Here is a 22905-nt window from a genome sequence, read left to right as displayed (position 1 = left end):
ATCCCCCCTCCCGATGGGTGGTATGGTCTCTTCTAGATTTAGTCCAATTCCTGTCCGTCATCGATGATGTTTATTTGCCCGCCACAATGTAGACACATGTTGGTACAATCGTTGAGTAGAACGGGCGCACCTTCGATCAGCTTGTCCTCCTTGCCCCCAATCCACGGCATCGTTACGATCGGCATGCATGGCATACGCTTTAAATAACCGCCATTTGCTTCCGTCGCAGCTGCTACCTCTGGATTGGCTAGATTACCGCATCTGCCAAAGGGCATAATGTTTACATTTGGCATAAAATCATTAATGTTCATTTGCGCCTTGTCTTTAATAAATACCCCGTGGCTTAGGGGAGTTTTCAAGCGACTTTTTTGAGTGCCAAATGTGCAGGTAAGGATGGCTCCTGCTACCACATAGCTTTTCTTGGCTCCTTCTCCACCTTCTATTTCCACGTCTTCTATGGCCATTTACATCTCATCCTCCCTATGAGCCTCCAGCTCAACTTTTTGAAGCTGGATACCTGTAAAATCCCGGCGCAGAATACTTTCCGCCAGCCCTACATTCACTACAAGATGTTCTTCACGAATCCCATCTATCTGAAAAAATGTTCGTCTGCCAATCTTGTTCTGATCTACTATGAGGCGTTTTATTGTATTGTCCTGATTAAACTCAGCCCTATCTGATAAGCAGTTGACACGTGGGGGCACAAACACCCAGTATAAATCCTGCCTCATCTGCTCCCGATCTGCGAGTACAACAGCCTTGCACAGCATTTTGGGCACATATTTGACCACTAGCTGTTTTAGGTGATCAGATAGCAACGGAATAGGACGTTGAATAAAGTCTACGTAAGTGACATGCTCTCTTCGCTGAATGGGAACCTGTAAGACCAATTCATCTAAAAGATGCATCTTCTCCTCGGTTCGCATCTCTTTGGTTATCAGCTCGGTAAGTCCCGTAGGCTCCACAGCGTCTAGTAGGCGATTATCTTGAGACAGGATAAAATAGCTCATGTAGATATGCCTCCTCCCTCTCTGCCTCTATCCATAAAACAGCGGCTTGTTGTCGCTCATCTAAGTTGAGCTTGTCTCGATCTTTTACCGAAAAGGAGGCCCCATCTATATCTGCTCCAGTAAAATCAGCAGATGCTATGCTAGCCCCAACAAACACCGCTTCACGTAAATGAGCATCTGTGAAGTTGGCGTTCGTCAAATCGGCTCCAGCAAAATTCACGCCCGCAAGATTCGCTTTACGAAATTGAGCTTCTGCTAATTGGGCATCGATGAAGCTAGCCTTTGACAAGTTGGATTCAGCAAAGGAAATTTCCCAAAAGCCTGGCATTTCCCAACTATCTGGCTCCAGCAATCCTTTAGAAGCTTGGATTCCTCCAAAGTCTGCCCCCGACAGATCGCTATGGTCAAAATTAGCTCCAAATAGCAGGCTGTAAGAGAAATCTGCCCTGACTAGTCGCGAATGATTCCACCTTGTGCCTAGGAGTACACAACCATTCAACCGAGCGTCGGATAGATCACTATGCTCAAAACGTGAATAGCGAAAATCCAGCTCGGAATATTCTCCCCTAGACAAATCCAACCGGTCGAAAACCTCATAGGCATATTCTTGTTCACTGCCTTCATCGATCCACTCCCTGACCGATTGGGCATCCCGTACTCGCCGATCTATTTTATACACGACCTCGCTAACATCCATATATTCTCCAACGCGTATTTCAACAACATCCTCTGTGGATAACGCTGCAAATTCCGGAGATTGAATCGCTGTAGGCAAGGCATATCTAGCCAATTGAATGACGTACTGATGAAAATGAACCGCTTCTCTTAAGACTATTTGCTCCACATCAGGAAGCGTAATAGCGCCCATATATGCCTTTCTACCGCTGTCGATCTCGTCCTTCATTTGGTTTAAATACCGTAATGCCCAGCTAGCATCATATTCTGTTTGGCAAGGATTCCGATCGAAAAACCAGGAGCTATCGGTCGCCTCCACTACATAAATCGCCCGCCCTACTGCCAATTCAGTTCGCAACAACGAAAAGGTAAGATGCCCAAGTAACGGTTTGTTTTTTCGAATCTGCTCGCGGCCTAACTGGTTGCAAATCCGTTGAAAATCGTTTGTCCAGTTTGTAGCTAATGTATTTTTATGTGTCTGAAAATCCTTCTCTAGACGCATCAATGCTAGCACTCGTGCAGGCTTTACTACATGGGTCATAAAATGCGGCATCGCTTCTGTCCTGTCCATTCTCCCCCTCCTCTTTTCATTTCATAAAAGCTAGGGCCACTAGTTTGTCTTAGTCTCATTACCCATGATCATGGTATTGCCATCCATCTTGATATTGCTTTCCTTGCAGGTTATGTTGATCTCTTCCTTAGCCGAGATAATCACCTTTTTCTCGGAGTCCATCATGATGTCTTCCTGAGAGATGATCTTGATTTTTTTCTTACTCATGATCTGAATACCATCCTGATCATTTAACTTGATAAAAATCTCACCGTCCTTAGCAGTGATTACGATTTCGCTAGGGCTCATCATGAGCTCCTTGCCATTAGGTGTACGGAAATATTTAATATCCGGATTGCCTAGCTTATTATGCTGTGCCTCTCCCGCATCCTGACGAACAGAGCTGCTAGCGACCCCATCGCTTTCTTTATTGCTGGGAAAATAGACGCGTACATGGTCATGAAGCTCTGGCATACAATACCAGCCACTGTTTCCTTCTGCGGTATAAACGGAGGAATAGGGGAACCAATGCGCTTCGCCTTTATTCTGGCTTTCGTCGATCGAGAGGTGCACCTTCACCGTGTCCTTGGCAACCTCAATGACCTTTCCTTGCACAGAGGCACCGACGATTTTCGTGTTAAACAGCTTGTTTTGGCTCATTCCTTTTTTGGTGCAAAGCGTGTAAACATGCTTTAATAATCCCTTTTTCATCTCGGTATAGGCTTGGGCAACAAACAGCGTTTTGCCTAGGAACTGTACCCCATGTCCTACCTCCAGCACTCTGTCCGATTCCACTTCATAATAGATAAAATCATTCTCCTCAATACCTGGGATATGATTCTCTGAGGAATGACGGAAAGCAGACATGCGTTTTTTAACACTATAGTGAAAATCCTCCAATTTTCCCTTCGAACCACCCTCTGGCATTCCGAAATAAAACTTAGGCTTATCAAAAATCGAAGCGGGAGCAAGACCTGCGTTAAATCGAGAAGCCATTCGCTTGAGGAATTGCCAATCCGTCTCGTCATATTGCATGGTAAATTCTCCGAGCTTACCGCCTTTAGATACACTGTCCATCACGTCAAGTCCAGGGTAGTCGGCAGCAATCTGCTTGATCAGAGCAGAGTAAGTCATATTTTTATTCTGAAAGGAACGTTTTTTACGTTTTATATCCAGCTTGTAGGAATGCGAGACCGCTTCGACTTGCATATAATAGATGCCCCGCACTGCTTTGATTTCAATATGCAGTACGAGTCCGTTAAAAATAGGCGTACTTCCGCCCTTTTCGTCAATCTGGCTGATCGTTATCGGCGTATCAGCCTGCGTCATTTCCACGTAGCTATCCTTTAGCTCCTCTGGCACAATACCTGTTAAGGTAACTTTGGCATGCTCGTTGATGGTTTTGATCATGACTAGTTCTTGCAGATTGACTAATTGATAAGGGGAAACCTGAAGATTGTGATAAGCAATTACCGTTGAACTCACTCTTCCTCTCCTCCTCTGTGGTCACTATGGATAACTACCGCTTCCATCATGCCTCGGGCTACAAGCCGCCAGTCGTCCATCTCATCCTCTGTGCAGTTGAACGTACATAGCAAAGCCCTGCCAGCTAGCTCAGTAAAAAACATAAAATTATAAAGATTAACATTGTAGGCTGGGGTCAAGAATTCACAGTAGCCGATCGGCTTTCCATTCACTTCCACTACATCATCTCCGTGCCATTGAAGAAGCTTTTGTGTCTTCCGCAACAAATGCACCATCGCAGCTGTAAACTCTTTCATTTCAGCATCAGTCAATCTGGTTTGGGTGTGGTTAATCGCTACATTAATGGAACCGGTGCTATTGGTAAAAATCAGGGTAGGTCTGCGTTCTGAAGGGTATTTTAATGCCACCGCCTCAGGCGACATTGGGGTAAATGCTTTCGGCATCGGGATGCGTAGTTTATCCTCTAATAAACTCCGCTCTGCAAAAGAAATCATCTCACCGTCAATCTTGACTAACGATTTTTGCAGATCGTATGCCCATTTGGGATCGAGTTCCTGCGCCTTTTTTGACTGTGTATCTGGTCCTGATTCGTCCTTTTTCTCATCCTGCTCCTGTAACATCGCAATAATCTTCTCGTCCATATGCTCCATAACAGTCACCTTCCTTTCTTTGTCCCTGCATGCTTCGGTATGCCTTTCTACCTGTTAGTCGCTTTTTTGTCAGTCCACAATCATTCGCTGAAAACCACCCTGACGCAAATCGGCTCTTGCTTTGCCTCCCCCTCTCCCTTCATCTAAAATGCGCCCTAAATATTTATGAATCTGTTCATTGCTATACTCCCTATATCCCGTTCCCAATCGGTTAGCGAGATAGGTAAGAATGACCTCGCGATTGACTGTTCCTTCGTTAAGGCATAATAGAGCAAAGCTACTATCAAACGCTGTCAGATTCGTTCCTTGAACTAGCTCTCTAGCAAAATAGCGCATGATGCTTGGAGCAAGCGTGCTTTGCGACTCACTTGCATAGGGAACATGAATGGTGATAAACGTGTTGTATTCCGTAGCCAAATCAATAAAGCTCTGATATTGCGAGCGTAGCTTGGCCCCTTCCTTTAGCTTAAAACGCCCTAACTCTAGTTCGTTCTGACCAAGCTCCACCTGCTCATCCAGTACAATTTCAGAATTGTTGATCGTAAAATCACTGTCTGTCATCTGTTCATGAAATCTGATTTTGACCACAGTTTCTCGATTGGTGGCGTGATACATAAGCTCATGCTCTTCCTTTAATACATACAAACGCCCAGAATGCTTCACGATTCCGGGTGTAATCGTGATACTTTGCTCTCCAATACGTATGTCTGATCCAGTAATGATCCCGTCTGAATACTCTTTGTATTGAATATCGAGAAAATCGCGAGGATAATCCCGAAGATTGGCAAGCATGTCCGTTTTTAAAATGCGTCCTTTATTAAAATTAGGATACAGATGGGTAAACAAGTGATGACCTCCTATATGCATGCCGTGGTTGCTGCTTCAAGCTGTCTGACAGGGACAAGAGATTGCGTCTTGTCCGATTCCTCATTCACTTACTTTAGGCCATCAAAGAAATCCAGCTCAGACAGGTCGTTTTCAAACGCAAAGAACTGTTTCTTACCGAGATAAAGCTGTTCATTTTGCCTTGCAACGGGAACTACGTAAAAGCCCCAGCTCTTTTCGTCTGTAAAAACAAAGAATTTCACTTCCCCATTCACGATCGAATCTGTATCGTCCTGCGGGATTTTCCCAGGATAAATGCTGGCGATCTGCTCGTAGATCATCTGTTTATAACTCTCAGGCTGATTGATAAACACGTAATGATGCCGCGGATTGCCTTTCGCATCCTTTAAATAGAATTGAATCTCCCTAACAGCAATCGGACGTGAAATGAAGCCTTGTACCTGATTGGCTCGCTCTAAGCTGTTGATTAATGTTTTTTCATGCTGATTATGGGTAAATGCACGTACCGAATAAGGAATGATTGGAGCATGGTTGGTTATGCTCGCCTCAATGAATCCTGATTTTTTAGCACTCAAATAACGAAGAGAGCCTCTTAAGCATGCCAGCTTAAGATCAGATACCCTGCCCGTTTCCTCTACTTTTTGTTTAAATTCAATACTGCGTCCCGGCACAAATTCTTTTAGAGCTTCACGGAACACATCGATACGGCAGGATTGGCCTGTTAATTTAATAATGGAGAAATCCTGTAAACGACCATCCTGATAGTATTCATCCAAAAACTTACGCACAATCTCGTAAATGTCTGCGCGAATGAGCTGACTAATTTCCCTGATGGTAAATACCACGTTAGGGAATTCGTACTCCTCGCGAAACGCTCCCTGATGAAGTGTGGACAAAAACCATCGATCCATTTTGGTGATTTTTAAATCATTGTCTGAATCCTCGCTGCTATTCGGCTGGAATCTATTTCGGAGGATACCAGTTTTGCGGAAGAACTCTTTTTTCATGTTTTCAGCGAGTTCCCATAGGAAGTAAAAGTTGTTGCGCACGCGGTGGTATTCTTCACGTGAGCGATTTTCGTAGAGCCTACATTGTGTCGGAATGATTCGATCTGCCTCTCGATAGCTAGCCTCAAAAGTTTCGTAGACAGCTCCTACACCATATTCGTCCACATAGCGATATAAATCGGTAGCAGGGATAGGAATCAGCTCATCAATATCTGTATTTGTTCGCCTTTTTGTATAGTAATTGGCAAAAGCAATCTTCATAAATTGCATAATGCGATAGGTGATGTTATTGCCGCCAAAGTTGGTGTCACCATTCTCATAGGTCGTATGTATATCAATCTTGTAGGAGATATGTCCATCTAAAATGGAAAACCGGCAGGAGGACAGATCAGTCGTACCTCCTCCACAATCAATGACCAATGCTTTATATTCCTCGCCATCCAGAAATCGATTCTTCTCAATCTGATCAGCTATCGTATTGTACAGTACCGCCATGCCCTCATCCAATGCATCCTTTTCTTCAATCTGGTACTGAGGTAAAATCTCGTGAAACATTTCAATAAATTGCGTTTTTAATTTAACGGGGCTTGAAATATGCAAGTGAGTGAAGCGGCATTTGAACTGATGCTCCGCCATCTCCACAATATAGGTCAGGAAACCGCGTAGGATGTCGCTCCGTTTGACATAAGCAGTGTTGCCTTCCATATCCACTATTTCTTCTGTCTTTGTGTAAGCATTTACCCATCGTTTTAGACCTTGGAATTGAGAGGATTGACTGCTAAAGCCATTCTTTTTGCGATGAGAAAGCGCTTCATAACCGAAATGATACTGGATATTCTCTTGATCTCGGCAGTCTGCTACGCTCACGATGGTTGGCACAACCGCGACCCAATCAGTCGTCTGCTCTGTTTCATCAGGAAATTTTACATAATTAATCTCATTCAGACGGATTCGTCCATTTAACAAATCATGACTTGGCGGGGTGGAAATATACCCCCTATCCAGATAGGCTCCAGCAGTTGTGTTAGATGTCCCGAAATCAATCGCCAGCACAGCATTCGTTTCCTCTACCTCGCAAATTTCCAAGTCGGTCACAGGAACCTTACAATAGTGCAGATTGGCTGGCAACAAAGGACCATCCTGATAGTAGGCTCTATACAGATATTCCGAATCCTGCTTTCTAAAAAACAGCAGGCTGTAATTTTGATTAGCCGTTCTCCGTAGCTCAGCATTGCGATCCATTGCTAAGTAAAAAAGCCCTGGTTGCGACTCGTCCTTTTTCAGATGCAGAATTCCACACAATTCCATGCTGTCATTAATCAGTAGCACATTAGACTCCTGAAAGCCGATCGCTTCTATTAAATATTGATCTAGCTTGTCTACCTTGAGTCCACGATACAAAGCGATTTTGGCTGGAACCTTGATGCTTACCTGATCAGATAAAGCGGTTTTTAAATAAGTATGGATCGCCTCCTCAATCCGCTGAAAGCCCCCCTTGTGAAAGCTCCGAATCAATAGGCTATCCGCTGCTCCACGGAATTTTAGGATGGTATCAATTAAAGCCTCCCGATCGAGCTTACTGGCAATCCCTTCTACTAATCGCTCCGTATAACAAATGTTACGCAACTGGAAGGTGGTCATGTCCTCCAGCTCTTCTCGTGAAAATCTGATCAGTAAGCGACTTCTATCTCGCCCTTTGTCCGTATGCAATCTATACGAATATCCGTTCATTGTTTTCTGTCCTCCTTGCTTGTCGGTCAGTAAAGAGCGATGTAGTCCACTTGCATCGTTTCTTCCACTTCCATAATGCCAAAATGATAGCTCCAGTATAGTTCCGTGGAAAAACGAACTGGCAAAAACAAATCCTTAATCAATTCAATCTTAGCTCGGGCGATCGGTGTTTCAGCTTGACCGATATAAAACAGCAGCTCATCCTTTTCCTCGCAATTTGCGTATATCGTGGATCGAGTAAATACCTTTTTAGTTGTGTCCTTTAATAAATACACGGCCTCACCCGTCTCATACAGACGCAATAGATTGCTAGCAATCATTTCCCGTTCCTCTTTCGTAAACAGGTAAATGTTATCCTTCACACTGCTTCCAAACACACCCGCCTCCAAATCCTGTTGCAGAAACCGGATGTAATATTCCCGTTTGTTCATGCCCTGCATAAGATCAATTTCTGCTAAAAAATGAATCAAAACATCAAACAAGCTATTGCGAAGCTCTACATCCGTCTCAATATTTGGGTCAAATAAATCCCGAAAAATTTCGTAGAAACGATAGTAGGGATTGATTTCAATAATTTGGTCAACCTCTTTTGCGTTCAGATTTTCCAGACTAAGCTCCATGTAGGGTGAAAAGACCTTGGCCAGAGTAAACTGGACACGTTTTTTCTCTATACCGGATCGCTCCGCCTTTATTAGCAAATCCCAAATGTAATTCAAGCCCATTCTCCTTCACACTTGTATTCAGGAAAGCTCATCTGTACTTCTGAAACGAGAAAGCTCATAAGATCATGTAAAATAAAGGAGGTATGACCTAAGGTAGAGCGATGCTGGAACCGCAGACGCATCATTTTTTTATCTTGTTCCACCCTAACATTGTCGCTGATAAAAGGATTCATCTCATAGGTATGCCCCCTTCCCCTTTGAGCCTCTAAAATATCAACCTCTACCAGCTCCAGCATATCCGCCACTTCAAACGAATGAACAATTCGAATGATTTCTCCCTTTGCCCGTACAATCATCGCCTGTTTTCGAGCATATCGAGCCAGGAAACTATCGATACGCTTATTCGAAACAAGCGGATATTCCAGTTTGCCAATTTTAGATTCCACCGGCTGCATGATTTTCAATACATCCCATATTCCTGCCTTTTCCTGAGGTGAAACAATGGTCAGCTCGTCATGAGTTCGTTTGATGTAGCGGATATTCTCCTCTTCTCCGTCCACCAAATATCCATGTTCGGTGCCTGTTTTCCGCAATGACAAGACATGCTCAAAATTAACCCGGTCCATAGCCGGGGTCGGAAATCCACTATTTTTAAGCTGAAGACGCTGAATATTCCATAGTGGAATTTTGTCTAGCTGTTTATAGCTCTCCCATTCCCCTAGATCGACCGTAATCTCAAGAATCTCTTCTGTTTCATCCAATTCCTCATCACAGCCTGTTAAGATAACATCAAAAAATTTATAAGCATAAGGATTGTTTACAGTCTTCCACGGTATACCATTCTTTTGAAAAACCGTGTAGAGCTGTTCGATTTGTTGCATATAAGTACGATTTTGCTCTAGCCGTACATGAATTGATCTGGTCTTAGAAGCTGTAGTCAGTTTGCCTAAAAAAACATGTTTCGTATCTAAAAGTGGTTTGATCGTCGGATAATCACATTGTAGGAAAAGGGTAAACAGCCTTGCTTCTTCCTTGTTTTTCAGTTGGGTAAGCAGACCATTCATATCACATGTTTTGTTCAATGTATCTTCAGGTAGCATCGGGTACAAAAAATCATGGATGGGGTCCCAGTCATCCTTGGAGCAAATGGTGACGTACACATCATGCTTCTCCTGTTGATCCTCCAGCTCGCCAAACACCCGTTTTTCCAATTTCTTGTTCATCTCTTCCTGATATTCAACGAGATTGACGAAGACGCCAGTCATGAGTTGCTTCAGCAGGCGGCGTTGCTCTAAGTCCTCCAGCTTGTTTAAGCGATCCAGAATAATATCTTTCATGTTGATGTTAAGCCTCCTTTCCGTCAGAAATTACTGGTGCGGATTAGTCACAGATGACGTTGGTTTTTGTTCATCGCTTGGTGGCGTGCGCGGTGCTTGAGCCTGCTTGTTACCTTGCTCTAGTTCAACTGTTTTAGAGCTTTCCTTCTGGGAATGCTGAGATGATTCTTTTGTTTGGTGATCCATCTGAGTTGGAACAGACGCTGGTGATGACTCGGCTGTTTTTGGTGCTGCCTGCTGTGGAGGCTGTACCGATTGTGTCTGCTGTGTAGCTGTTGCAGGTGGAGGCGTTGTTGTTGCTTGTCCCGACTGTTGCCCAGTTGCTGGTATAGAAACTACCCCTGAGCCTTGCTTCACAGGTGCTACCGGTGTCTGTCCAGATGCTTGTCCTGTAGCTGGCGCAAGAATATTGCCGTTAGCATGTTGATCTCCCCCATTTATTGCAGGCACGGGCAACGGATTTAATAAACCATCCACCTTGGTAATTTTGCGCTCTATGCCTAGAGCTTTTTCCATCATTCCAGCTTCCTGATAGATGGACTGGGCCTGTAAGTAAGCGCCTAGCGCACCTTCCAAATCCTTCTCCGCCAGAAAACGATCTCCATCCTTCTCCATTTTCTCGCCTTCTAGTTGTTGTGTACCTTTTTCCACCCCGATATGTTTGAGCTGCGTTTCATCTATTTTCGACTTGATCTCTTTTTGGCCCTCAGTATAGGAAGCATTGATTGCCGCCAGTTTGGCCTGTTGGTACATCTCCATGGCGCCTGAATAATCCTCGCTGCTAGCGCGTAAATCGCCTTCCTTAACCAAAAGCTGCACCTGAGCTATTTTCTCTGCTTGATCCAGCTTTTCTTGAATCTCTTTCTTATCAAATTCCTTATGATTCTTCGCTTCTTCCAAAGCTTTTTTATAGCTCTCCTGCGCTTGCTTTACTTTCCCGTCTTTTACAAACTTATCTCCATTTACGATTAACTCAGTAATTTTTAGTTTTTTGCTCAACAATTGTCTGTATATCTTGTCATCTATCCGTTTGGCAGCATTTCGCGCCTCACTATATTCTAGGAGCGCTTTATCGTAGTCCTTTTCTGAAACATAGGCATCCGCATTTTTCTCATGTTCATAAATGCTAGCAACATTTTCTGCAAAGCGTTCTGCTGCACGGACCTTCATGTACACTAATCCGCCTACAAGCAAAAGAACCGGTATGCCGATAAATAAGGCTGTTTTAATCCTTTTCCAACGTTTTTTGGGATCTTCCTTAAACACTTTATTTGCATAAATAGCCGCTATCGTATAATTATGAATCACTTGCTTTTGTTTGCTTAATAGCACTTCCTCCAGTTGATCGGTCAACTCTTCTGGACTTTTTGCTTCTTCTAGGGCTTCCAGCATTTCTTGGTAGCTAACCTCTTCCCAAGCTCCAGGCGTACAAAGCATCATCACATCTCCATCAGAGAGTACTATCTTTTTGGATACATATGGTTCAAAAAAATCAGGCTTCCCTAAATAAGAAAGAAGATTATGACGTTCCTCATGTCTGTCTATTGCTGCGAAAGAGATTTGCTCCTCATCAGCCATCTGCTGAGCAAGTGACTGATCATGGCTCCTTGTTTGCAAGCGGCCATGTCGAAAATGATACAATCTAGCATTACCCGCCACTGCCCAAATGATTTTGCTATAATCGGTAACGACGATCATAATGCTAGCTTTTAATCGGACTCTTGTACTTTCTTCTTTTAGCCAGTGATGGGCATTGAGTATGTATTTTTTTAGTCTGCGCCGAGACATTGTGGGCTTATCTAAAAAGCTTTGTAAAATACTTTGCACTGCCATCTCCGCACTTTTTACTTCTTTATCCGTGTCAATCCCATCAGCAATGACCCAACAAGCAACATCATCTAGTTCTACAAAAGCAAAATAATCGCGATTCTCTATAAAAGTGCCTGCTTCGGAAACGAAACTGGTCTGAAAATTGCTGTTTTCCTTCCTCATCCGTACCTCCGCTTCTCCTTCGCTACCAAAGGCCTAACCAGTCGTTTCGTTTTACCAGCCTTTCTCTAAAATAATGACCGTAGCGTTATCTTGATTGCGTAATTGCTTGCGTTCAATCTCTGCCACCATCTCTTCTGCGGCATCATTTGGAGAGGCGGCATTCATTAAAATCTGCTCCATTTCCACTTCGGAGAGCGTGTTGTACACACCGTCACTTAACAAAATAACCTTGTCTTTCTTTTTTAACAGAAACGGCTCGTTGCAAATCTCCATATTTTGAAACTGCTCATAGCCTAAATAATTGATCAGTCGCTTGCCCATCGGGTTATTTGTTGCTTGTTCCTTGCTAATCTCCCCTGACAGATAGCGTTCCTCTAGCACAGATTCCAAGATGTGCTTATGGTTCATTTTGATAAATCCCCCATTGCGAAACACCATGATGCTGCTATCACCTACAGCGCCCCAATAGAGCTTATCCTCGGTTACCACGGCTGCTACAAGCGTGGTACCACCATTTGATCCCCCGATTTGTTGCAGGATTTCAGCATTGCTTTTACGAGCAGCTTTTGTAAAAAAAGAAGTAATACCTTGTGCATCATCCAGATTCAAAAACTCTCGCATAAAGAGAGTAACCGCCAGAGTGCTAGACATCCGTCCATGCGAAAGCCCACTAATCCCATCCGCCAAAACAGCTAGTGTGCCAATAGGAGTTGTTGCTGTCGAAAAATAGTCGTCTTGTTCATCTCGATTGCCGATCGTTTGACCGTTACCAATCTGAATGCCCGGTTCTTTAACAGGAGCCACCAGATTCTGGCGTATCATAAAAAGCAATAGCATAAACGTAAACCCAGCTAGCACAAAACAATATGTCGCGAGTTCCTGTCCCTCCAGCATGTTCATCAACCTACCCTCATTTGGTTTCCCATTCAAAATGGACGCCGCACAACGGGATAAAGATAAATTTGCTTTGACCAAGCTGAATGACATCATATGCTGTTAGCTCCACTGGGGAAAAAACAGCTTCATTATTGTGATAAGCAAGTCCAGACGCATCTCCAGGCAGTAGAAAAAAGTTGCGTTTTTTCGGATCATAGACAATGACCGCATGATTGCGTCTTGAGATGGCATTATCACCAATAATGCGAATATGCATCTCCTCCGAGCGTCCAATGAAATTCTTTTCTGCCATAATTCGGTAGTCCTGTCCCTGCTGAGGTCCTTCGATACAGACTAACCAGCCTGTTACAGGCTCAATCCCCGTTGTCTCACCCAAATAAGGCATAGTTTTTTCTTCATCGACTGGGCGCACCTGACTCTTGCTTTCTCCCCGTGCTGCTTGCTCTACAACAATGTTGCAATAGGGGCATGTATTACCGTGCTTTCTTGTGCTAAACATATGGCCATTCGTACATCTCGTTAAACTCATGTCTGGTCATCCTCCAAGTGATTAGTAGCAACCCTTTATTTCACTAAGATACGTGTATTTGCTATGTAAATGAGATCATTTATATCAATCTGTTGTCTTGCTTCGATTTCAATCTTATTCGTTCGATTGCTATTCGCTTTTTTAATGCCGACCCCATTATGAGAATCGTTGTCCTCAATGAACCAAGTCCCTCCAACGTGGTTAAGCACTGCATGGTGGGTACTGATAAGCGATGCGTATTCCGTATCTGACAGATCTATATCAACCTCGCCATTGCGGGAGTTCTTTCCGATCACCAAAGAGGTTTCCCCCTGTATCAACCACTCTTTAACTCTTTCGCCGTCCTCATCTAGTAGGACTAATTTTGTAATACCTGCTTGCTGCTTGTTTGATTGCTTAGGCAGTTGCTTCTGATTTTTTTGTGAAGTAATACCAAAAATGATGAAAGAAATTCCTAACAGACTAACCATCCATTTCATTACTGGGTCTGATTGAATGAAAAACGCAAAATATAAGATATTAATTGCAATGACAAAGAGCAACACATCAATGATTATGACCCAAATGGAACGGTATTTTTTCGTTTGATCCTGCATATTTCTATCCCCCATAGACTGGTGTTTTTCCTTTCCATTCCGATCGTTATTTGCAAAGAAAAAAGGCTCCATACCTTGAAAGTTGTATGTCCACTGACATCAAATCACCTACAAAGAGAGGAGCAAGCACTTCCACCTTATTTTTTTCGCGGTCCAAAATAGTTCTGAAAGATCGCTGAGGCATCCAGAGGATTTTTAGAAGCTGATCCGTTTTTATGAAGATTCCCCTTTGTATCTTTTGGATTAAAACCAAAGAATTGTGAGAAATTACGCTCCATATCTTTGGGATCAAACCCCTGATATCCTTGTGTTGTTCTACGTTGGGTCGATTGCTGGCCTGTCCCTTGGGTGGATGATGTAGCCCTCTTTTGTGTCCGCTGATCTAATTTTGCATCGTATGCTCTCCGTGACTCTTCGGTTTTTAGCTCCGTATAAGCTTCATGTACTTCCTTGAAGCGTTGTTCCGCCTCACTGCTCCCGGGATTCACATCCGGGTGATATTTTTTGGCTAATTGTCGGTACGCTTTTTTCAATTCCGCTTCAGAGGCATGTTTGGAAACACCAAGTATGTCATAGTAATTTTTCATTATCTCTTTCCCCCTAACGGATGAGACAAAATTTTAAGAGGCTTTGAACCTCTTAAAATTTTATCCTCCTCCGATAGCCTACAAGACTATCTACTAAACGGCATAGCCGCCTTCAATTTTGGTAAATTCGGTTTTGTCTTTTTTCTGTTTGATGTATAGAGTGAATTCTCCAACACCTTCTGTATCGCCAAAACGTTCTGTGTAATCAACCACGAAAGCATTTGGCATGTGGATTTTGCGCACTACTTGATCAGCCGCGATTACTTCTAATGTAACTTTTCTGTAGCAATCCGCTTTTTCAGCAGGAACTAAAGACCACAAAGCTAGTTTCATCGTATCGTCAGCGCTGTCACCATCAGTAGACGTAATGATTTTACCAGTCATGCGTAGTGTAGTTCCTACATCTGTTGATCTAGCATTGGAATCATCTGGAGTGTCAGTTTCATACCTAACTGTTTGGATGTTATCCATACCTAGTTCAATTGTTTCTGCACCTTCAACTTTTAGTCGAAAACCCATAAATAAAACCTCCTTAGGATTAGAAAAAATGGCTCTCACGCCCAATTTAGGACGAGAAGATTTATGTATAGAGGAAATCTTTTGGAAGACAGCCTCTACCATACGTTTTAGAAAGGACATCACGATTTCACAGGAGTTGTGCCCTTGGTAATCATCACTTCAAGGTTCTTCACGTTTCCGTTAAAGACCAAATCAATGTGGCACAAATTGCTCTTATCATCGATGATGTAGCTAATATCATCTCCATCCTGAACGATGGAATTGACGTACCCGCGTCCACTCATCCATTTGCTCTTCTGGCTGCTCGGATTGTTACTGAAGAATTTCACGATATTTTCGTGTTTGAAATCTCCAGTTTGGAAACGAAGAATACGTTCGATATACGTACTCACGAGAGTTTTATAAATAGGATCGAAACCATCCTCGGCCAAAGCAAGGCTTCTTGCTTTGTAAACCGTAATGCGTTTAATATCCTTTTCTTGAAGCTGTGCATTCTCTGATGAGAAGACAAAGCCGAAATTTTTACGGTTAATCGAATCTTTAATGTTGTTAGTAAAACCTGAAATTTCTTTCGCCATTGTAGTGACTGCGCGTAAGCTGTTATCTCCAGCTTCAATATCAAAGCGTACGCCTGGATACTCTTTATTAATATTTTTAAATAGCTCACGTATATAATCAGGGCATTGATAAGCAGCTACCACACCTGCTGCCACATAAGAAGAACCAATATAAACTCCTTCAATCCAGAGCTTTAAGATGTCTTCTTTTTCCTTCGAAAGCTCCGCACCTGAATCGGTTTGCAGCATTCGACTGTCAATTACTACGCCAGACTTATCCTTTGGAATGACTGTGAAGTTAGGTACACAAGGGATCGCAAATTCACTATAATCCTTGCGAATAAGCGGATTACACTTGTCGATATATCTATCAATACCAGCTGTAGCCATGCTATTAAAGGTGGTCTCCTCACCTGTTTCAAAGCTAAAGAAGACTTGTAGCTTGTATTCTTTCACTACGTTTAGAAGCATTGATAGTGATTCCAAGGTATTTCCGTCCTGCTTAACAACCTTCTCGTTTCCTTTGAAACGCTCACGGCTTACTTTTACTCGGCCAGCGGTCTCTAATTCAACGGACGGTACAATACCGAACCAGATCGTATCTGTGAAATCATTTTTGGAGTTCACAGTGTTAAGGTACGTTTCCAAACGTGGAATATTGCTGCTCTTAACTAACATATCTAGCTTTGTGTTTGTAATAAGGAGAGTCGGCATCATCCCTTTATTCTTGGTAGCATATTGATCAAAGAACATTTTCACACCAAGAATTTTCTCCACAAGCGGTTTTACCGTTTTGACAAAATCGTCCTTTGCGTTTTTGTAGAATTCAAGATATGTATTATAGTTTTGAATCTCTGTCTCCATATCCACTTCCGACTGAACCGCTGGTAGCGGGCAGAAAGTGCGAACTACTAAGTCTCTTACGTAAGAAGAAGGCGTTTCTGTAATCGATTCATAATCCTCTTCAAAAACCGTTACCAAGCCAGTACCAGTATTATCATCCAATAACATAAGCTCATTGCTATCGTTTTTAGGTGCTTCGATGATCTTTAATTCACCGCTCTCCCCAATGGTCAGCATTCCGATTTGGATCGCCTCAGATTTGTTTTCCTCAGCAGAACCGCCTAGTAAGAGCCTTGTTTTAATATCCTCGATCGCTAGAGGAAGCATTGCCATGACATTGTTATAGTTCTGACTTGCCTCTTCAAACATGCTATTGAGCTTGTCACCCATATCAAGCTTCTTCGGATCGCCATCATCCAATTTTTCGTACTCGTTATACATGTAATGAATCTCTTTGCGAACCTGTCTAATATCGTCCATGACCTTTTTCGGAGAGATCATATCTAACAAATTTTCGAACTTAAAGTCTACATTGGTAATTCCTTGACTGCGCTTCGTATCAATCAAGGTAAATAGCATTTTCAGAAAATCATTATGCTGATTAACCTTAATTTCCGTGATGCAGTCCTCTGAGATTGATTCTGGTTTTTTGAGGGTGTACATCACTTTTTGGTTTGCTGCATTGTAAAACGAATAAACAGTCGGTTCGAACTTGTCCAAAAATTCGTCAAAATTTTTAACAAGAAGATGCTGATTGATTTCTTTTACCTTCTCGTCACTTAGGCTATCTATGCCTTTGACATCGCCTACAATGGTGACTAAATCCAGCTTTTCTGGATTTATTTCTTCAAAAAGCATCGTTCGGTTGGTTTGATAAATAATGTCCATAATCTGCCCCTTTCTATGTTTCACTGAGGTATATACAAAAAGTAGACCTACTTGTGAATAATGGTACGTGCATAAAAAGTCTTACTCATAAGGGATAATCGGCCCTACCTAAATAAGATTAATTTAACTTAATTGTAAAATTAACCCAAATGATACCGGATTAATCTATCCAATTTCCCAGATTAATCTATTTTTTTACCATAATTCCCCTATCACCTTTCGCAATTTATATTAATCAACTCTTTTCGTCACTGTCAATCATTTAAAAAAATCAGGACTTTATGCCTTTATTTTCCGTTTTCTAAAAATTTAAATTGGTACTTATTGCCTTCATCCCCTTTTTTTCGTTGTGAAAATCAATTATTTCCACCTTTTTTTGGTTCTATTTTCCTGTTTTCCATTTTTTCTCTTCACTTTTAGGACAATGTGACCGATTCTTATTTTGAGATCATATCTTGTAAAAGGATGTGTAAAAAGTCAAGATGAGGAAATCCATGCGTAATTCCACCATGTATCTTGCCATATGCGCTTTGCTTTTAGGGATCGCCTTCTCTTGCCTGCTAGAAGCTCCCCAAGCCTTAGCCAAGGCTGATCCTAATCGGGGTAATGATGCCATGTTTGTATTGGATGCCAGTTATTCCATGAGGGATACGGATAAAGAAGGTATAGCAGCAGAAGTAGTCAGGCTATTTATGGATATGAGCAATGCGGATCGTACAAGGGTAGGTTTTGTTGCCTATAATCACAAAATTGTCAAAACAAAGGCTTTAACCGCAATCTCCGTGAAAGATAAAAAGAATGAGATCAAAAAAGCCTTGTCTTCTTTGCCACGCTCAGGTTACACAGACCTCGGACTTGGTCTCTTTACAGGTACAGAGCTCTTAGCCAAACGTACGGAGAGTGGAAATCGCCCGTTCTTACTTTTGCTCTCAGATGGGGGCACAGATTTCGGCCCTATGTCCAAAGGAAGAAGTGTAGCCGATTCAAAGCGAGATGTTGAAAAAGCTATTCAACTAGCAAAAGCAAAAGGTTTACCCATTTATACAATTGGGCTCAACCAGGACGGATCGGTTAATCAAGCAGAATTAAAACGAATTGCGGCTGAAACAGGCGGTACTTCATTCATTACCGATAGCGCCGAGGATTTACCTGAAATTTTTAATAAAATTTTTGCAAAACAAATTCAATCCACATTGATCTCTGTTGCTGCCGTTACTGCGACTGGGGCCCTTCAGGATGTAAACCTGTCCATTCCGAACGGGAGCATAAACGAGGCCAACATTATTCTGTTATCTGAACACCCCGTCAAAGAAGCGCAATTATTCTCTCAAGCAAAAAATATCCAATTTACAGAATCAAATAAGTACTCCCTCTTAAAAGTTGCACAGCCGCCAAAAGGGAACGTACATGTAAAATTCCGCGGTACACCCGGTACCCTAGTAAAAATTAATCTATTAGGCACCTATAATCTCGATATACAGGCTTCTACGTTACCAAATCAAACGCAAAAAGGGCAGGCTATCAGCATGGTTGCCCACCTTATTGATTCTCAAGGTAAAAAATTTACTGACCAGGATGTCAATCAAACCTTACAGGCTGAGTTCATTACTGTCCATACAGCAACGAAGCAAGAACAACGGACTCCGATGAATGTAGCTGGGGATGAGTGGAAATTGGAGCATGTCTTCAAGAAATCTGGGGACTATACGTGGAAAATGAGAATCGAAGGGCCAGACTTTTATCGAGAAACCTCAGCAGAAAAGCTGCATGTAGGAAATCTTGCTCCTCAAGCTACAGCAGAGCGATCGATTTCGATTTCAAAAGAATCAGGGGAATCAGGCATTGATCTAGGCAAATATTTTACGGATGCCAATCAGGATACACTCACGTATAACATCATAAATGCACCTGATGAAGCCCTGTCAAACATACGTATTCAAGGCCAAACGTTACATATTACTCCATCTACAACGGGAACAACCACATTGACAATCACGGCTACTGATCCCGATGGCGAACAGGCTACCTCGGAATTATCCTTGATCATTACGTCTGTCTGGGACAAATATCTTTTAATCGGTGGCATTTTGTTGGCTGTTGCTCTTCTTGGTGGCCTTATTTATCTGATCGTTCGTCCAAAACCTATGCTATCTGGAAAATTGGAGGGCTATTTTTTACAAACTGCTAGTGGAAATGATATTCCTGTTACCTACTGGCCTCTCAGCTCTTTTCCTCAACGCAGGATAACGCTTCAGGAGCTGTTTAGAAGCCTCAATGTAAATGAGCCATTACCGGAAGCAGCTTTCATTGTGTTTGAAGCAGGTAAAAACGAAACGCTATTGGTTAAAAACAGTTCCAATTGCACCTTAGTTCGTGGCACTACATTGCTTCGTGCCAACAAAAAGGAAATCCTCACCTATAATGACAAATTGTACATTACATTTGAGGATGGAATCACAGAAATCGAGATCAGGTACAAAGCCGTTAAAGTAAACTCCCATCTTTATTCGGACGTACCTGCCCACCATTAATGCCGTTTATGAGAAGATGAAGGAGAAGCGGTTGTTTTTTGCTTAGATGCAGGAAACAGCCTCTCTCTACTTTTCCAAATCAACGCTTCTGCATATAGAGCGTGCTTGAACCATTTTAACGTGGGGCATCTCTTTTCAGCATGAACCGCTAACCCCCAGCGAATGATACGTGCCAATATAGGAGTCACGATAGAAGCAGACAGCTTCATTCCCTCAAAGCGATGCTCAAACAATCGCTGGGTAACATCCGTAGGAGCGCTTCTATTAATATAGAAGAAAAACGTCGCAGCAAAGCTATATAGATCAGAGCGATCATCTTGTTTTGACTTCTCTGAATAAAATTCCAAAGGAGAGTAGCCGGTTGTGGTTACAATTGTTTGTTTATTTCCATTTCCCTGTTGGTTTATTTGAATAGCTGAGCCAAAATCAATCAGAATCGGAGCCCCTGATGGACTAATGATAATATTACTAGGTTTAATATCACGATGAATAATGCCTTGCTTATGTAAGTATTCGAGGGCATCCACCAACGGCAGCCATGTTTTTTCTATCACTTCCGCCGTATATAGCTGCTCGGTCTGCTGTATATAATGATCCAGTGTCACGCCTTGGCAATCATTCATTACTAAGTAAGCCGTACCATTCTCTTCAAAGGAATCTACATATGACACAAAATTAGGATGATTCAGTCCTTTTATGATTTCTGCTTCTCGTATAAATGCCTGTAATAGATCGTTATATTTCTCCTGCAAAGAAGGTATCCGACAGAAAACTGTCTTATGATCAAGATCACGTAAGGCAAGTGCTCTCGGAAAAAACTCTTTCACAACACGCGTATGCTTACTGCCAAGCTGACGTGCAGTATACACAATCGACAGCTCGCTTTGCGAAATCATTTTTTTAATCTGGTAACGTCCGCAAAGGCGTATTCTTTTCGGCAATCCCTTCTCTTCGGTACCTGATTTCACTTTTTCTTACCTCTCTCTTCATGTTTAACCTTCTCTTATTCTATCATAACTTTAGCTTGCTTGAGCGCCTCGGTTAGCTCTTGCATGTGAATAAATCTCGCTTGTCGATATATTTCTTTCCCATAGGCAAATATAAGTATGGTGGGTCCAGAAAATGCCAAAAACCTTCCAGACAGCTCAGGAAGCTTATCAATAGAAGCTTTGCTTACATGAAAGCCTTCAAGTATATGAGGTTGCTGTTCTTCAGGATGTAAGGGCTGATCCTTTGACAGCCAGGTATGTAGCTTTTGTTCCACAGCCTCGCAAACACCGCAATTCTTAGAGGTAAGGAGAATTAGACAGAGCGGAAATGCTTGTAGCGCCTGTTCCAATTCTTCTAGGGTCACGTATTCTTTCATCGTCAGTTTTCCTCCTAAGCATTTTTATTCATAATCCTCTCTTCCTCTTTATCGGCGTTTCATCTTACTTATATTGTAACATTCTTTACAATGAACCACTTCCTGCATTGACGTGTGAAAATAATCACCTAGAATAAAAGAAGAAGGTTCTTTTAGAAGGAGGATTCCTATGAAATGGAAAATCATAATTCCTATTGCCATTTTACTTATAGTTGCTGTAGGCTTTCTTGTTTTTAATCAACAACGTAGTGCTGTGTACAAAAATCCAGAAACAGTCGTGAAGCTGTTTAAACAGGCGGTAGAGCAGAAGCAAGCAGATGTCTTCTTACAAGTGACTACTGTTCCAACTGGTGTCAAAGCTGTATTGACTGATAAAAATGCAGTTGGCATTATTGAGAATTTATCACAGCATACTGAAACCTGGAAAACATACATAGGCTCCCTTGCTGATCAAGCTGTGAGCTATCAAACGAATCCCTCATATAAGCCAGAGGCCCTAGACGATGCTGAAGAAGCAAATTCTTTACTAGTATTAAAAAAGGAAGGTAGCTTATACAAGGTACAGGTACGTCCCATCTACATGAAATTAATGGGACCAAAAGGAACCAAACTAGCAACAGGAGAGCAAGGTGTAGAGATTGTTCCTGAGACTCAATCAGAACCGTCTGATCAAAAACAAGCGAAAAAACAGACATCTGAACAGGATGACGAAGAAGACCAAGTTACTTTCAAGGTAGGCCCCTTCTTCCCGGGAGAGCATTTTATGAATGGTAGTTTACCTACCCTGCTCGGCACAGTGACTACCGAAATCAAATTTGATGTTAATTATGGTCGTTCTAAACGATTCAAAGTGAATTTCCCTGTTCGTGACATTAAGGTGTACACCAATGTTAAAAACGCTGCCCTATTCCATAACGGTCAAGCTATTCCCGTTACCTTTGAAAAGAGCTTTACCGGCTACGATGCTTTAATCAAAAACGCTCCCAAAAAAGCTCTCGAATTTACGGTCAAAGCATCTACACCACTCGGCGAGGTAACAAAGACGGGTACCTTGGGCGAACAAGATACATTTATTGATTTACCGCTCCAAATTTCTCAAGCAGGTAATATTGAAGGCGATGTCTCCGCTTTCTTTACAAATTATAATAAAGCATGGCTGCAATATGCCAAGACGAAAACGACCGTTGACCCTCTCTTACCTTATCTCTCCCCAAACGGCGATGAGAAACAGAGTTATGAGCGTGAGGTTGAGCAATTTGAAACTACACCAGACATTCTAAAACAAGTCTTTGTAGGTGAATTGCTTCATTTAGAAATTGACTTTGGCTCTTTAGAAATAGTAGATAACACCCATTTAAAAGTAATGGTTAGAGAAGTTTATCAAGATAAATGGAAAAATCTTAGCACGAATCAAATAGATGATCACGGGCAGGATGAGCAATGCTGGGAATATGAGCTACACAAAATAAAAGATAAGTGGCAGCTAGCCTCTACTCGTGCTGCATCAGTGTCCCGCTTTGGTCTTAATCCTAATCAGGTGAAGAAATTAAAGTAGGCAAAACGTGATAGAAATGAGAAAAGGCACTCACCGTAAACAATACAGTGAATGCCTTTTTCTATATAGAAAGAAACCTTTTCTCTTGCTAA

General features: G+C 42.2%; 20 protein-coding genes. 2 read left to right on the top strand and 18 right to left on the bottom strand.

What is annotated here, in order from left to right; genetic code table 11:
- Positions 1-38: 38 nt before the first annotated feature.
- The 16 genes from BRLA_RS05600 to BRLA_RS05525 form a co-directional block, all read right to left on the bottom strand.
- On the bottom strand, positions 39-464 hold the full coding sequence (locus BRLA_RS05600) for a DUF4280 domain-containing protein (protein ID WP_003334978.1): 426 nt from the start codon (positions 462-464) through the stop codon (positions 39-41).
- On the bottom strand, positions 465-1010 hold the full coding sequence (locus tag BRLA_RS05595) for a hypothetical protein (protein WP_003334979.1): 546 nt from the start codon (positions 1008-1010) through the stop codon (positions 465-467).
- Positions 982-2256, bottom strand: coding sequence for a pentapeptide repeat-containing protein (locus BRLA_RS05590; protein ID WP_003334980.1), 1275 nt, complete (start codon positions 2254-2256; stop codon positions 982-984). The genes BRLA_RS05595 and BRLA_RS05590 overlap by 29 nt, the downstream gene beginning before the upstream one ends.
- 39 nt (positions 2257-2295) lie before the next feature.
- Positions 2296-3720 carry a contractile injection system protein, VgrG/Pvc8 family gene (locus tag BRLA_RS05585; protein WP_003334981.1) on the bottom strand — a complete coding sequence of 475 codons (1425 nt, stop codon included), beginning with the start codon at positions 3718-3720 and terminating at the stop codon, positions 2296-2298.
- Complete coding sequence (locus BRLA_RS05580) at positions 3717-4370, bottom strand: hypothetical protein (protein ID WP_003334982.1); 654 nt, start codon at positions 4368-4370, stop codon at positions 3717-3719. The genes BRLA_RS05585 and BRLA_RS05580 overlap by 4 nt, the downstream gene beginning before the upstream one ends.
- Positions 4371-4439: 69 nt before the next feature.
- Positions 4440-5216 carry a hypothetical protein gene (locus tag BRLA_RS05575; protein WP_003334983.1) on the bottom strand — a complete coding sequence of 259 codons (777 nt, stop codon included), beginning with the start codon at positions 5214-5216 and terminating at the stop codon, positions 4440-4442.
- An 89-nt stretch (positions 5217-5305) separates the two neighbouring features.
- Positions 5306-7954, bottom strand: a complete 2649-nt coding sequence (locus BRLA_RS05570; RefSeq protein ID WP_003334984.1) for an acetate and sugar kinases/Hsc70/actin family protein — start codon at positions 7952-7954, stop codon at positions 5306-5308.
- Between the two features lie 26 nt (positions 7955-7980).
- Positions 7981-8676, bottom strand: a complete 696-nt coding sequence (locus tag BRLA_RS05565) for a hypothetical protein (RefSeq protein ID WP_003334985.1) — start codon at positions 8674-8676, stop codon at positions 7981-7983.
- A complete protein-coding gene (locus tag BRLA_RS05560; RefSeq protein ID WP_003334986.1) occupies positions 8667-9953 on the bottom strand; it encodes a hypothetical protein in 1287 nt (428 codons plus the stop codon). Before BRLA_RS05560 ends, BRLA_RS05565 begins: the two co-directional genes overlap by 10 nt.
- 30 nt (positions 9954-9983) lie before the next feature.
- The gene (locus tag BRLA_RS05555; protein WP_003334988.1) at positions 9984-11945 is read right to left on the bottom strand and encodes a PP2C family serine/threonine-protein phosphatase; all 1962 of its coding nucleotides are present in this window, start codon (positions 11943-11945) and stop codon (positions 9984-9986) included.
- Positions 11946-11996: 51 nt separating this feature from the next.
- Positions 11997-12845 (bottom strand): PP2C family protein-serine/threonine phosphatase, encoded by an 849-nt coding sequence (locus BRLA_RS05550; protein WP_041751971.1) that lies wholly within the window; start codon positions 12843-12845, stop codon positions 11997-11999.
- Positions 12846-12855: 10 nt separating this feature from the next.
- Entirely contained in the window at positions 12856-13371 is a 516-nt protein-coding gene (locus BRLA_RS05545) for an FHA domain-containing protein (RefSeq protein ID WP_003334990.1), read from the bottom strand.
- A gap of 35 nt (positions 13372-13406) precedes the next feature.
- Positions 13407-13967, bottom strand: a complete 561-nt coding sequence (locus tag BRLA_RS05540; RefSeq protein WP_003334991.1) for an FHA domain-containing protein — start codon at positions 13965-13967, stop codon at positions 13407-13409.
- A 137-nt stretch (positions 13968-14104) separates the two neighbouring features.
- Positions 14105-14554, bottom strand: coding sequence for a DnaJ domain-containing protein (locus BRLA_RS24940; RefSeq protein ID WP_003334992.1), 450 nt, complete (start codon positions 14552-14554; stop codon positions 14105-14107).
- Positions 14555-14647: 93 nt separating this feature from the next.
- Positions 14648-15073 (bottom strand): hypothetical protein, encoded by a 426-nt coding sequence (locus BRLA_RS05530; protein WP_041751970.1) that lies wholly within the window; start codon positions 15071-15073, stop codon positions 14648-14650.
- Between the two features lie 119 nt (positions 15074-15192).
- A complete protein-coding gene (locus BRLA_RS05525) occupies positions 15193-17361 on the bottom strand; it encodes a hypothetical protein (RefSeq protein WP_003334994.1) in 2169 nt (722 codons plus the stop codon).
- Positions 17362-17855: 494 nt separating this feature from the next.
- Here BRLA_RS05525 and BRLA_RS05520 point away from each other — a divergent pair, with 494 nt between their 5' ends.
- Positions 17856-19892 (top strand): vWA domain-containing protein, encoded by a 2037-nt coding sequence (locus BRLA_RS05520; protein WP_003334995.1) that lies wholly within the window; start codon positions 17856-17858, stop codon positions 19890-19892.
- Here the strand turns inward: BRLA_RS05520 and BRLA_RS05515 are convergent.
- Both BRLA_RS05515 and BRLA_RS05510 read right to left on the bottom strand, forming a co-directional pair.
- Positions 19889-20860 (bottom strand): serine/threonine protein kinase, encoded by a 972-nt coding sequence (locus BRLA_RS05515; protein WP_003334996.1) that lies wholly within the window; start codon positions 20858-20860, stop codon positions 19889-19891. The two genes, BRLA_RS05520 and BRLA_RS05515, sit on opposite strands and share 4 nt — an antisense overlap.
- A 35-nt stretch (positions 20861-20895) precedes the next feature.
- On the bottom strand, positions 20896-21258 hold the full coding sequence (locus BRLA_RS05510; protein ID WP_003334997.1) for a thioredoxin family protein: 363 nt from the start codon (positions 21256-21258) through the stop codon (positions 20896-20898).
- A 169-nt stretch (positions 21259-21427) separates the two neighbouring features.
- Between BRLA_RS05510 and BRLA_RS05505 the strand changes: the two genes are divergently transcribed.
- On the top strand, positions 21428-22813 hold the full coding sequence (locus BRLA_RS05505; RefSeq protein ID WP_003334998.1) for a zinc ribbon domain-containing protein: 1386 nt from the start codon (positions 21428-21430) through the stop codon (positions 22811-22813).
- Positions 22814-22905: the final 92 nt, after the last annotated feature.

It is taken from the genome of Brevibacillus laterosporus LMG 15441, assembly GCF_000219535.2.
Lineage (GTDB): Bacteria > Bacillota > Bacilli > Brevibacillales > Brevibacillaceae > Brevibacillus_B > Brevibacillus_B halotolerans.
The sequence above is the reverse complement of the archived record's forward strand: the minus strand, read 5'-3'. Positions and strand labels throughout refer to the sequence as shown.

What these genes read in the sequence shown, in the direction of transcription:
- BRLA_RS05560 (WP_003334986.1), bottom strand. Translation starts at nt 9,953, where the DNA reads ATGAAAGATATTATTCTGGATCGCTTAAACAAGCTGGAGGACTTAGAG.
- BRLA_RS05545 (WP_003334990.1), bottom strand. Translation starts at nt 13,371, where the DNA reads ATGAGTTTAACGAGATGTACGAATGGCCATATGTTTAGCACAAGAAAG.
- BRLA_RS05555 (WP_003334988.1), bottom strand. Translation starts at nt 11,945, where the DNA reads ATGAGGAAGGAAAACAGCAATTTTCAGACCAGTTTCGTTTCCGAAGCA.
- BRLA_RS05590 (WP_003334980.1), bottom strand. Translation starts at nt 2,256, where the DNA reads ATGGACAGGACAGAAGCGATGCCGCATTTTATGACCCATGTAGTAAAG.
- BRLA_RS24940 (WP_003334992.1), bottom strand. Translation starts at nt 14,554, where the DNA reads ATGAAAAATTACTATGACATACTTGGTGTTTCCAAACATGCCTCTGAA.
- BRLA_RS05505 (WP_003334998.1), top strand. Translation starts at nt 21,428, where the DNA reads ATGAAATGGAAAATCATAATTCCTATTGCCATTTTACTTATAGTTGCT.
- BRLA_RS05525 (WP_003334994.1), bottom strand. Translation starts at nt 17,361, where the DNA reads ATGGACATTATTTATCAAACCAACCGAACGATGCTTTTTGAAGAAATA.
- BRLA_RS05600 (WP_003334978.1), bottom strand. Translation starts at nt 464, where the DNA reads ATGGCCATAGAAGACGTGGAAATAGAAGGTGGAGAAGGAGCCAAGAAA.
- BRLA_RS05520 (WP_003334995.1), top strand. Translation starts at nt 17,856, where the DNA reads ATGCGTAATTCCACCATGTATCTTGCCATATGCGCTTTGCTTTTAGGG.
- BRLA_RS05540 (WP_003334991.1), bottom strand. Translation starts at nt 13,967, where the DNA reads ATGCAGGATCAAACGAAAAAATACCGTTCCATTTGGGTCATAATCATT.
- BRLA_RS05595 (WP_003334979.1), bottom strand. Translation starts at nt 1,010, where the DNA reads ATGAGCTATTTTATCCTGTCTCAAGATAATCGCCTACTAGACGCTGTG.
- BRLA_RS05530 (WP_041751970.1), bottom strand. Translation starts at nt 15,073, where the DNA reads ATGGGTTTTCGACTAAAAGTTGAAGGTGCAGAAACAATTGAACTAGGT.
- BRLA_RS05565 (WP_003334985.1), bottom strand. Translation starts at nt 8,676, where the DNA reads ATGGGCTTGAATTACATTTGGGATTTGCTAATAAAGGCGGAGCGATCC.
- BRLA_RS05510 (WP_003334997.1), bottom strand. Translation starts at nt 21,258, where the DNA reads ATGAAAGAATACGTGACCCTAGAAGAATTGGAACAGGCGCTACAAGCA.
- BRLA_RS05570 (WP_003334984.1), bottom strand. Translation starts at nt 7,954, where the DNA reads ATGAACGGATATTCGTATAGATTGCATACGGACAAAGGGCGAGATAGA.
- BRLA_RS05580 (WP_003334982.1), bottom strand. Translation starts at nt 4,370, where the DNA reads ATGGAGCATATGGACGAGAAGATTATTGCGATGTTACAGGAGCAGGAT.
- BRLA_RS05550 (WP_041751971.1), bottom strand. Translation starts at nt 12,845, where the DNA reads ATGAACATGCTGGAGGGACAGGAACTCGCGACATATTGTTTTGTGCTA.